This is a genomic window from Petrocella sp. FN5, from assembly GCF_029210395.1.
Lineage (GTDB): Bacteria > Bacillota > Clostridia > Lachnospirales > Vallitaleaceae > Petrocella.
The window spans coordinates 1-10,479 of the sequence record NZ_JARGDP010000084.1 but is presented as its reverse complement, the minus strand read 5'-3'; the positions used below and the strand labels follow the sequence as shown (position 1 = coordinate 10,479).

Here is a 10,479-nt window from a genome sequence, read left to right as displayed (position 1 = left end):
AATCAATTGATGTGAGGATGATGTAACTTATCCTCATAAACATCGAAAGATGACATGTATCATAAGGAGATAAGAACCTTACTTTGGAAAGGAAGAATATTGTGGCAGATATCGAACAAAAAAACATTAGAAATTTTTCCATTATTGCCCATATAGATCACGGGAAATCAACCTTAGCGGATCGAATTATTCAAAAAACAGGACTATTAACCGACCGAGAAATGTCTGAGCAAGTGCTGGATAATATGGATTTAGAGAGAGAACGCGGAATTACCATCAAAGCTCAAGCTGTTCGATTGGTGTACAAAGCCAATAACGGTGAAGAGTATGTTTTCAATCTTATTGATACGCCGGGACATGTGGATTTCAATTATGAAGTATCTAGATCTCTAGCGGCTTGTGAGGGGGCTATTCTCGTCGTGGATGCAGCCCAGGGCATTGAAGCCCAAACCCTTGCCAATGTGTATTTGGCTCTGGAACATGACCTTGAGATCCTGCCGGTTATAAATAAAATAGATTTACCCAGTGCAGATCCTCAAAGAGTCATACAGGAAGTAGAGGACATCATTGGTCTTGAGGCAGCCCATGCGCCCTTGATATCTGCAAAGGACGGCATCAACATAGAAGAAGTTCTTGAAATGATTATCACCACAATTCCGGCCCCAACGGTAGTTGAAAATCAGCCACTAAGAGCCTTGGTTTTTGATTCGAAATATGACCCATACCGTGGTGTCATAATTTTCTGTAGGATCAAAGACGGCACGGTGAAAAAAGGTGAAAAAATTAAAATGATGTCATCAGGAAAAACCTTCGAAGTTATTGAAGTGGGGTACTTTGGTCCTGGGGTATTTATACCCTGTGAAGAACTCAAAGAAGGTTATGTTGGCTATATCAGTGCAGGTATAAAAGATGTTCAAGATACAAGGGTAGGAGACACTGTGACCAAAGTATCCAATCCGGCAAAGGAAGCACTACCCGGTTATAAAAAAGTAAACTCCATGGTATATTGCGGCATCTACCCTGTAGATGGGTCCAAATACCAAGACTTAAGAGACGCTTTAGATAAGCTGAAGCTAAATGATGCAGCCCTTCATTTTGAGCCGGAGACGTCATTGGCATTAGGATTTGGCTTTAGATGTGGCTTTTTAGGATTGCTTCATTTAGAGATTATTCAAGAGCGCATTGAACGCGAATTTAACATGGATATCATCACAACGGCACCAAGTGTTATCTATAAAGTCCATAAAACCGATGGAACGGTTATTGATCTTGCCAACCCGGCGGATATGCCGGATCTTTCAGTCGTTAGGATGATGGAGGAACCGATTGTAAAGGCGCAAGTTATGGTGCCTTCAGAGTATATCGGCTCCATTATGGAACTGTGTCAGGACCGTCGTGGCGAGTACTTGGGCATGGAATATATCGAAGATACCAGAACCCAACTTATGTACGAATTGCCCTTAAATGAAATTATATATGATTTTTTTGATGCTTTAAAATCCAGAACCAGAGGTTATGCATCCTTTGATTATGAATTGATTGGCTACAAAGAATCAAAATTGGTTAAGTTGGATATATTACTGAATAAAGAAGTTGTTGATGCGCTTTCCTTTATCGTTCATGAGGAAAAAGCTTATGAAAGAGGCAAAAAAATTGCTGATAAACTTAAAGATGAGATACCAAGGCATCAATTTGAAATACCAATACAAGCAGCTATAGGAAACAAGGTTATTGCAAGGTCTACTATTAAAGCGATGCGTAAAGACGTCTTGGCTAAATGCTATGGTGGGGATATATCTAGAAAAAGGAAACTGTTAGAAAAGCAAAAAGCCGGCAAGAAAAGAATGCGTCAGGTAGGTAATGTAGAAGTGCCTCAAGATGCGTTTATGAGTATACTAAAGCTGGATGAATAAGGTGTTGACATGAAAAAAATGGGTCTATATGTTCATATACCATTTTGTGTAAAAAAATGCGACTATTGTGATTTTTTGTCCTTTGATCATACTGAGTTTTTCTTACGTGATGCTTATGTCGATGCATTGGTAGCTGAGATCTTAGCCATGAAAAGTCAAAACATATCCAAAAAGCTATCAACAATCTATATAGGCGGTGGCACGCCTTCTATTTTGTCAGCAGAACAATTTAGTAGAATTATGAAAGCGGTTTATGGTGTATTTGAATGGTCAGAAGATGGCGAGTTCACGATTGAGGTGAACCCAGGTATGGTAGATGCACTTAAGGTAAAGGCCTACTTAGATGCAGGGGTTAATCGCGTTAGTATGGGGCTACAATCCGATGAAGCAAAAATACTAAAGACACTTGGTAGAATACATGACTACCAGGTTTTTTTAGAATCCTATGAAATGATACGGGCCATGGGTATTGATAATATAAGTATAGACCTAATGTTTGGTCTTCCCGGTCAAACGTTCAATTCATTTAAAGCAACCTTGGAAAAAATCATAGAACTAGAGCCAGAGCACCTATCCTTATATGGTCTAATCATCGAACCTGGGACGGTTTTTGAAAGCCAAAATGAAAAAGGACTTTTAGATCTGCCCAGTGAAGATGAAGAACGACAGATGTATTGGTGGGCTCATGATACTCTACTAGATTGGGGTTATGAGCATTACGAGATTTCCAGTTATGGTAAGGTCGGCAGAACAGGTAGACATAATCGTTCCTATTGGACCTTAGACCCTTATCTGGGTGTTGGTCTCGGAGCTGCTTCATATTTGAATCATAACCGTTATAAAAACATAGAGGATCTTAATAGCTATATTGAAAAAAGCCATCAAATAAAGGATATACGTGAATTGGAACAAACAGGCAATACAATCAATCGATTAGAGGAATGGTTTTTTCTGGGACTAAGACAATTAAAAGGCCTTAACCTTATAGAACTAAAGCATGAATTTGGAGAAAGTCAATTAATACCTTATCAAGGTATTATAAAGCAATTAATCAAAGAAGAGATGCTTGTAGAAGAAGACGGATGGGTTCGATTTACCAGAAGAGGCTTGGATCTTAGCAATTATGTATTAGCACAGTTTATAAACTTTTAATAGTTTTTTGAGGATTACGTATTGACAAACCTTGAAAAAAATAATATCATTAACTCAGATGTTAGCACTCCACACAAATGAGTGCTAACAATGCGAGAGGTGATGATGGCATGGAACTTAACGAAAGAAAACTTAAAATACTTGAGGCAATCATTTCTAATTACTTAGACACAGCAGAACCGGTGGGGTCCAGAACCATATCCAAGAATTATGATTTGGGTATATCCCCAGCGACCATAAGGAATGAAATGTCTGACTTAGAAGAACTTGGGTTTATCATGCAACCTCACACTTCAGCTGGAAGGATACCTTCCGATAAAGGCTACCGTCTTTATGTAGATATGATTTTAAGTGCCAAGTACGACAGCCCCAAACATTTATCTTATGTTGAAGCACTACTTAACAAGGCAGGACGTATCGAAACCCTGTTACAGGATATCGTTTCCGTATTAGCAAAAGAGACCAATTTAACGGCCATTGTTTCCACACCTCAGTATTCAAAATGTAAGATCAAAAACATTCAATTAATTGAACTTGAATCTCAGAAAGTATTAGCGGTCATTGTTACAGATGGTAATATGGCCAATAACTATGTGCTGGAAATTAATGAAGATATGGATCAACGGATGTTAAACAAGCTCTCATTTATTTTGAACAATCAGCTTCATGGACTTAATGTTGAGGAAATCAATCTACCATTAATTGAAAAAATCAAGGCCTTTGCTGGTAATCAGGATGAAATTATAGGAAAAGTTTTGGAAGTTGTTTTTCAAGCGGTGCACAATAATGAAGACACAGAGATTTACACATCCGGCGCCATTAATATGCTAAGACTACCGGAATTTAGTGATCTTGAGAAAGCCACTTCTATAATGGAAACACTGGACAAAAAGGACTATATAAGGCAGTTACTCTTAAATGATTTTGATGGTGAAAGTATTGAAACCGATGGTGTAAAGATTAAGATTGGATCGGAAAACAACAACGAAGACATGAAGGATTGTAGCTTAATTACAACAACTTATCACATTGGTGGAAAACCATTGGGTGTGATTGGATTAATTGGGCCTAAGAGGATGGACTATCAAAGTGCCATACTATCTCTAAGGTGCTTGATTAAAGAAATAGAAAAAAGGATGAATGATTCATAGTCATCTAAAGAAAGGATGTATCGTTTTGATAAATGATAAGGACAAGAAAGACGAAGAAGTCTTGCAGGAAGAAAAAGAGAACATGATTTCTGATGAGGAAACAGAGGCAATGGATCAAGTTGAGGACGTTGAAGTTGTAACAGAAACGGAAACAGAAACCATAGAGGTTGTATCTCTTGACAAACAACTGGAACAAAAGGAAACAGAATTAAAGGAGCAAGTTGATCGTTATCATAGGACTTTAGCTGAATTTGATAATTTCAGAAAAAGAACCTTAAAAGAAAAGGATCAAATGTATGAAAAAGGTGCTAAGGAAATACTAGAAGTTTTATTGCCCATCGTCGACAATTTTGAAAGGGCATTTGATGCAGTAACGGATGAAGATAAGGAAGATTCATTTGTTAAAGGCATTAATATGATTTACAAACAACTTGTAGCAGCACTAAAAGAAGTAGGCGTTGAAGAAATCGAAGCATTGGACCAGGTTTTTGATCCACATTTGCATCATGCAGTACAGCATGAAAGCTCAGAAGATCATGAGGAAAGCATTGTGGTAGCCGTATACCAAAAAGGCTATAAATATAAAGACTCTGTATTAAGATACAGCATGGTCAAAGTCGTTAATTAGTGTTAAAGTGTCAAAACTACTTAGTTGAACTTACAAATAGAATATATAAATTACGAACGCATCAACGTAATATATATATTGTATGCAGTTAGAGAAACTTAGTTTAGTCAGTTTAACATACAAGGTTAAAACATCAACGTAATCTATATAAAAACAACAATCATGAGCAATAACAATATAAATAACAAGGAGGCATTACAATGGGTAAAATAATAGGAATAGATTTAGGAACAACCAATTCATGTGTATCTGTAATGGAGGGTGGAAAACCTGTCGTTATAGCTAATGCAGAGGGTTCAAGAACAACCCCTTCAGTTGTAGCGTTTACAAAAACAGGTGAAAGAGTCGTAGGCGAACCGGCGAAAAGACAAGCCATCACCAATCCGGACAAAACCATCATATCCATCAAGAGAGAGATGGGAACAGATCACAAGGTCGCAATAGATGATAAAAAATACTCACCCCAAGAAATATCTGCTATGATTTTACAAAAACTTAAGGCAGACGCAGAAGCATATCTTGGTGAGCCTGTTACAGAGGCCGTTATTACTGTACCGGCTTACTTCAATGATAGTCAAAGACAAGCAACAAAAGATGCAGGTAAAATTGCCGGTCTAGATGTAAAGAGAATTATTAATGAGCCTACAGCCGCAGCACTTGCTTATGGACTTGATAATGAACATGAGCAAAAAATTATGGTGTTTGACTTAGGTGGCGGTACCTTTGACGTATCCTTAATAGAAATCGGTGACGGTGTCTTAGAAGTTCTTGCAACAAGTGGTAACAACCATCTTGGTGGTGATGACTTTGATAGTCGTGTTATTAAATACCTTGTATCCGAATTTAAAAATGCAGAAGGCGTCGATTTATCCAATGATAAAATGGCGATGCAACGTTTGAAAGAAGCAGCAGAAAAAGCTAAAATAGAGCTTTCCTCAAGTACAACATCCAATATTAACTTGCCATTTATTACAGCAACCCAAGAAGGACCAAAGCATTTGGACGTAACGCTAACAAGAGCAAAATTCGACGAATTAACCGATGATTTGGTTAAGTCAACTTTAGGTCCTGTTAAGCAGGCGTTAAAAGATGCAGGTATTGACGTAGGAGAACTTAACAAGATTCTCTTGGTTGGTGGATCAACAAGAGTTCCGGCCGTTCAAGAAGCCGTTAAAAGCCTTACAGGCAAAGATGCATTTAAAGGTATCAACCCAGATGAGTGTGTTGCCGTTGGTGCAGGTATACAAGGTGGTAAGCTTGCAGGAGATGCAGGTGCTGGTAACATTCTATTACTGGACGTTACACCTTTATCTCTTGGCATTGAAACACTTGGTGGTGTTGCAACCAAATTAATCGAAAGAAACACAACAATACCAACGAAAAAAAGCCAAGTTTTCTCCACTGCTGAAGACAATCAACCTGCTGTTGATATTCATGTTGTACAAGGTGAACGAGAATTTGCGCGTGACAATAAAACACTGGGTAACTTTAAGTTAGATGGTATACCGGCAGCTAGACGTGGTGTACCACAGATTGAAGTAACTTTTGACATTGATGCAAATGGTATCGTTAAGGTATTAGCAAAAGATCTTGGTACAGGTAAAGAACAACATATTACCATTACAGCAAGCACCAATCTTTCAGATGATGAAATCAACCGTGCTGTTGAAGAAGCTAAGGCACATGAAGCTCAAGATAAGAAAAAGAAAGAAGCCATTGATACACGTAATGAAGCGGATTCATTGGTATTCCAGACAGAAAAATCTCTTGAAGAAATCAAAGATCAAATTGATGCAAGTGATAAAGAAAGACTTGAAGGCGAAGTTAAAAAGCTAAAAGATCTTTTGGAGAAGACAAAAGTAGAAACAATGAGTGATGGTGATGTGGAAGAAATTAAAGCTGCAAAAGAGGCACTAACAGCAGTATTCCAAGAAGTTTCACAAAAGATGTATGAGAAATCAGCAGCAGCAGGGGCTAATCCAGAAGGTGAGCCACAAGGTGAAGCAAATACTGAAGAAGAATTCATTGATGCGGATTTCAAAGAAGAATAGATTTTCTGCTTTGTATATGTGAAGCATAGGCAATAAAAATAATTGTTCTATACGAGGACCGTACCAAGCGGTACGGTCCTTATTAATGAAAATATTCATAGAAGTGGGTTTTATGTCTTATAATTAACCTGCCTCTATGAATGTTCTTCATGATAGCATAATCTATTTATAAAAACGGTCATTGTTAAAGGGCTGTCTTTGTTGTATAATAGGTTCTGCTGATTTTGTTGTTCAAAGACAAGGCACATACATTATTATTTTTATTTTACGTGCCTATGAATTATAGATGTAACCGTTGTTGGAATAAGTTGATTGAGGTGATCAAATGTCAGATAAAAGAGACTATTATGAAGTGTTAGGTGTAAGCAGACAAGCCAGTGGACCGGAGATCAAAAAAGCCTATCGTAATCTTGCTAAACAGTATCATCCGGATATGAATCATAACAGTGAAGAGATAGAGCAAAAATTCAAAGAAGCAACTGAAGCCTATGAAATACTCAGTGATGATACCAAAAGACAACAGTATGATCAGTTCGGTCATGCAGCGTTCACCCAAGGTGGTGGCGGTGGTTATGGCGGGTTCGGTGATATGGGCGACATGTTTGGTGATATATTCGGTGACTTTTTTGGTGGGGGTTCAAGACGACGGGCCAATGCACCTCAAAAAGGTGATAACATTCAAGCGCGTATCAATTTGGAATTTGAGGAAGCAATTTTTGGTGTTGAAAAAGAGATTTTTGTAACCGTCTCAGAGCCTTGTGATACCTGCGATGGTAGTGGGGCAAAACCCGGCACTTCAAAAGAAACCTGTACGACTTGCGCAGGCCAAGGCCAGGTGAGGTATAATCAACAAACCTTATTCGGTACAGTTCAGAGCGTTCGCACCTGTCACCAATGTGGTGGATCAGGACAAATGATTAAAGAAAAATGTACAGACTGTCATGGTATTGGTCTTAAAAAACAAAATAAAAAATTATCCGTTACCATACCGGCAGGTATTGATCATGGCCAGAGTATGCGCCTTAGAGGCAAAGGTGAACCAGGTATCAATGGCGGACCTAAAGGCGATGTTATATTACAGGTCTATGTTAAACCGCATGCAATATTAGAAAGACGTGGTGAGGATATTTTCTATGAACTTCCGATTAGTTTTTCTCAAGCAGCTCTTGGAACAGAAGTCTCAGTCCCAACCATAGACGGTAATGTTACTTACGAAATAAAAGCAGGAACACAAACCAATACAAAATTCAGACTAAAGGGTAAAGGCGTTCCCCATCTTAATAATACAAAAATAAGAGGCGACCAATATGTTACAGTTACGGTCATGACCCCAAAAAGCCTTAGTGATGAAGAACGAGAGCTATTCATTCAGTTGGCAGAACTGGCCGGTGAAACCGTTGATGAAGGTAAAAAGAAGAAAGGTATTTTTAATAAGATAAAAGATACCTTGGAGAAATAGAGGTTAAGATGAAGTGGACAAAATTAAAGATTCATGTGCTACCTCTTGCAGTAGATGCAGCTAGTAATATGCTTTTTGACTTAGGTTTAGAAGGTTTAGAGATTGAAGATCAATATTTATCGGAATCGGACAAAGAAGCCATGTTTGCTAACTTTGTAGCGGATACTTTGGTACCGCTTGAAGAGTGTCGTCTTGTCGTTTATCTAGATGAAAATCAAGATGTCGATCTTTGTAGAACAGATATAGAAAAGGGCTTAAACAACTTAAGAGCTTTTTTGGAAATCGGTTCAGGCAAAATCATATTGGAAACTATGCCGGATGAAGACTATGAAAACAAATGGAAAACTTTTTACAAGCCTTTTAGAGTAGGAGACCATATGGTTATTACGCCTATTTGGGAGAAACCGGATTTGATAGAAGGGGACATGGTCATAGCCATAGACCCGGGTATGGCCTTTGGATCCGGTACCCATGAAACCACCTATCTTTGTATAGAACTCCTTCAAGAGTGTAATCACGCCCTTGGAGAGGTGGCTGACATTGGTTGTGGAAGTGGGATACTGGCTATAGCAGCTGTTAGACTCGGAGCCAAATCAGCTATTGGTGTGGATATAGACGAGAATGCTGTTAAAACAGCAAAAGAAAATGTTAAGCACAACGCTTTAGAAGATAGAGTGACGATTTGTAAAGGTAATCTTTTAGAGCGCATTCAGTCACCGGTGAACACAGTGGTAGCCAATATCTTAGCAGAGGTTATAATAGACATCACGAAAGATGTAAAAAAAATACTACATAGCTCAGGGATATTGATCGCTTCAGGGATATTGATTGAGAAAGAAAAAGAAGTCACAGACGCTTTAGTCACAGAAGGTTTCACTATAGTGGACATACGTAAAAAAGGTGAATGGGTAGCAATTAAGGCGCGTCTATAAGGAGACATATGTATCGATTTTTTGTAGAACCAAGTCAGGTAAAAGATAATAGTATCCTCATAGAAGGTGCGAATATGAACCACATGAAGCATGTGTTGCGTATGCGTGTCGGAGATATTGTGACAATTAGTGATGGACAACAAAAGGACTATCGTTGTATAATAAAAACAATTATGGAGGATGAGATTTTACTAGACATTGAAACCGTGGTCCCAACAACCAATGAATTAGTAAGTAAAATCTATCTGTTTCAGGGTATACCTAAAAAAGACAAAATGGAATGGATTATTCAAAAAAACATTGAATTAGGTGTATGCGAAATAATTCCGGTTAAAATGAAACGTTGTGTTGTCAAGCTAGATGACAAGACGGCCAAAAAAAAGGTTGAACGATGGAATGGCATTGCAGAAGCTGCAGCCAAACAATCTAAGAGAAGCATCATACCCAGTGTTTGGTCACCTATAGGTTTTAATGGTATGATGGAACAATTAGAGGCGATGGATCTCGTACTGGTGCCTTATGAAAATGCAGAAGGCATGACGTATACTAGAACTGTACTTGGCCAACTAAAAGGTGTTAAAAACATCGGAATAGTAATTGGACCTGAAGGCGGTTTTGAGCAAGAAGAAATCAACCATTTAATGGCCACAAAAGCAAAAATCATATCATTAGGACGACGTATTTTGCGAACGGAAACAGCGGGTATGACCTTACTTGCTAATCTAATGATACAAATCGAGGAGGATAATGATGGCAACTAGAGTTTTAGTCGTAGATGATGCAGTATTTATGAGAACAGTACTCAAAAAAATGTTGATTGAAGATGGGTATGAAGTTTGTGGTGAAGCCGGTAATGGACTTGAAGCCATTAAGCTTGCCAAAGAACTGACACCGGACGTTGTGACATTAGATATTACAATGCCTGAGATGGATGGCGTTACTGCATTACCAAAAATCATGGAAGTATCACCTAACTCAAAAGTTATCATGTGTTCAGCTATGGGACAACAACCTATGGTTGTGGAAGCTATAAAAAACGGAGCAAAAGATTTTATTGTTAAACCTTTTCAAAAGGCACGGGTTGTGCAAGCCATCGAAAACGTCATGAGTAAATAAACATTCGATTGTATAATAAAAGAGAGGTAGGGCGACCTGCCTTTTTTGTTCTGTATTTAAGGAAACATCTAAGGAGA

General features: G+C 38.3%; 9 protein-coding genes. All 9 read left to right on the top strand.

What is annotated here, in order from left to right; translation table 11 throughout:
• Nucleotides 1-101 precede the first annotated feature (101 nt).
• The 9 genes from lepA to P0N36_RS13370 all read left to right on the top strand — a co-directional run bounded on the left by lepA (nt 102) and on the right by P0N36_RS13370 (nt 10,402).
• Entirely contained in the window at nt 102-1,913 is a 1,812-nt protein-coding gene (lepA, locus tag P0N36_RS13410; protein WP_275843366.1) for a translation elongation factor 4, read from the top strand.
• A gap of 9 nt (nt 1,914-1,922) precedes the next feature.
• Nucleotides 1,923-3,065: a radical SAM family heme chaperone HemW gene (gene hemW / locus P0N36_RS13405; protein WP_275843365.1), complete on the top strand. Its 1,143-nt coding sequence runs from the start codon at nt 1,923-1,925 to the stop codon at nt 3,063-3,065.
• 110 nt (nt 3,066-3,175) lie between these two features.
• Nucleotides 3,176-4,216: a heat-inducible transcriptional repressor HrcA gene (hrcA, locus tag P0N36_RS13400; protein ID WP_275843364.1), complete on the top strand. Its 1,041-nt coding sequence runs from the start codon at nt 3,176-3,178 to the stop codon at nt 4,214-4,216.
• A 25-nt stretch (nt 4,217-4,241) separates the two neighbouring features.
• Entirely contained in the window at nt 4,242-4,844 is a 603-nt protein-coding gene (gene grpE / locus P0N36_RS13395; RefSeq protein WP_275843363.1) for a nucleotide exchange factor GrpE, read from the top strand.
• A gap of 200 nt (nt 4,845-5,044) precedes the next feature.
• The gene (gene dnaK / locus P0N36_RS13390) at nt 5,045-6,895 is read left to right on the top strand and encodes a molecular chaperone DnaK (protein WP_275843362.1); all 1,851 of its coding nucleotides are present in this window, start codon (nt 5,045-5,047) and stop codon (nt 6,893-6,895) included.
• A 325-nt stretch (nt 6,896-7,220) separates the two neighbouring features.
• Nucleotides 7,221-8,354, top strand: a complete 1,134-nt coding sequence (dnaJ, locus tag P0N36_RS13385; protein WP_275843361.1) for a molecular chaperone DnaJ — start codon at nt 7,221-7,223, stop codon at nt 8,352-8,354.
• Nucleotides 8,355-8,362: 8 nt separating this feature from the next.
• A complete protein-coding gene (gene prmA, locus P0N36_RS13380; protein ID WP_275843360.1) occupies nt 8,363-9,286 on the top strand; it encodes a 50S ribosomal protein L11 methyltransferase in 924 nt (307 codons plus the stop codon).
• 8 nt (nt 9,287-9,294) lie between these two features.
• On the top strand, nt 9,295-10,047 hold the full coding sequence (locus P0N36_RS13375; protein WP_275843359.1) for a 16S rRNA (uracil(1498)-N(3))-methyltransferase: 753 nt from the start codon (nt 9,295-9,297) through the stop codon (nt 10,045-10,047).
• Nucleotides 10,037-10,402, top strand: coding sequence for a response regulator (locus P0N36_RS13370; RefSeq protein ID WP_275843358.1), 366 nt, complete (start codon nt 10,037-10,039; stop codon nt 10,400-10,402). The genes P0N36_RS13375 and P0N36_RS13370 overlap by 11 nt, the downstream gene beginning before the upstream one ends.
• Nucleotides 10,403-10,479: the final 77 nt, after the last annotated feature.